Consider the following 1,451-nt stretch of genomic DNA (forward strand, 5'->3'; position numbering starts at 1 on the left):
GGTGCCACGGGACGCGGCCGGGCGGGTGTGCGATCCACACCCGCCCGGCCGCGCCGCGCTCCCCGCCCGCGGGCGGGTTCGCGCGCGGATGCCTCCACGCGGCTGCGGTTCGGAGTCGGGCGCGTCCTCATGCTGGTGGCGCTGCTCGTCGTCGCGATGCAATTGCTCTGGCTGCAAACGTTTTCCGCGCCCAACCTGTCGGCCGAGGCGGCCAGCCAGCGCACGGTGCATCAGACCGACTGGGCGCAACGCGGCGCCATCCTCGATCGGGACGGCCGCAGGCTCGCGTTCACCGTCGTGACCAAGAAGCTCAACTTCCGGCCGGTGGCCGTGCGCAAGGATCTGGCCGACGCGCGGGCGAAGAGCGACAAGGCGCCCGAGGTCGACAAGCGGCTGGAGGAGATCGCCAAGACGATCCACGAGAAGCTGGGCAAGGACGCGCCCCCCGAAGCGGAACTGCTCGCCAAACTGCGCAGCGACGACCAGTTCACCTATCTGGCCTACAACGTCGACTCCCGGGTCGCCGACGAGATCACCGAGAAGTTCCCCGAAGTCGGGACCGAACGTCAGGACACGCCGGTCTATCCGGGCGGCGCGCTGGCGGCCAACGTGGTGGGCGCGACCGGCTGGGACGGGCACGGCCAGGTGGGGCTCGAGGCGTCGATGGACGCGACGCTGGCCGGCACCGACGGTTCGCACACCTACGATCGCGGCTCCGACGGGGCGGTCATCCCCGGCAGCGAGCGCGACAAGGTGCCCGCGGTCAACGGCTCCGATGTCGAACTGACCCTCGACTCCGATCTGCAGTACTACGTGCAGCAGCAGGTCCAGGAGGCCAAGGACAAATCCGGCGCGCAGGACGCCTCGGCGGTGGTGCTGGACGCCCACACCGGCCAGGTGCTGGCCATGGCCAACGACAACACCTTCAATCCGGCGCAGGATCCGAAGTTCTGGGCCTCGGCCGATATCGGCAATCCGTCGGTGACCAATGCCTACGAGCCCGGTTCGGTGAACAAGATCATCACCGCGGCGGCCTCCATCGAGTACGGCCTGACCAATCCGGACGAGGTGCACCAGGTCCCCGGTGAGATCCACATGGGCGGCGTGGTCGTGCACGACGCGTGGTCGCACGGCGTGATGCCCTACACCACTACCGGCATCTTCGGTAAGTCGTCGAATGTGGGCACGCTGATGCTCGCGCAGCGAGTCGGTGAGGACCGCTTCGCGGATATGGTCAAGCGTTTCGGCCTGGGGCAGCGCACCGGTGTCGGACTGCCCGGCGAGAGCGGCGGCATCGTGCCCCCGCGCGACCAGTGGTCCGGCTCGACGTTCGCGAATCTGCCCATCGGACAGGGCCTTTCGATGACCCTGCTGCAGATGACCGGGATGTACCAGGCCATCGCCAACGACGGTGTGCGGATCCCGCCGCGCATCGTCAAGGACGTGATCGG

The 1,451-nt window shown here is 68.6% G+C and carries 1 protein-coding gene; it reads left to right on the top strand.

Going from position 1 to position 1,451, the window contains the following annotated elements; all coding sequences use genetic code 11:
* Nucleotides 1–27 precede the first annotated feature (27 nt).
* The coding region (locus tag NN2_RS29650) for a peptidoglycan D,D-transpeptidase FtsI family protein (protein WP_439955871.1) at nucleotides 28–1,451 on the top strand (1,424 nt) is incomplete at its 3' end.

The organism is Nocardia nova NBRC 15556, assembly GCF_001613005.1.
GTDB lineage: Bacteria > Actinomycetota > Actinomycetes > Mycobacteriales > Mycobacteriaceae > Nocardia > Nocardia nova.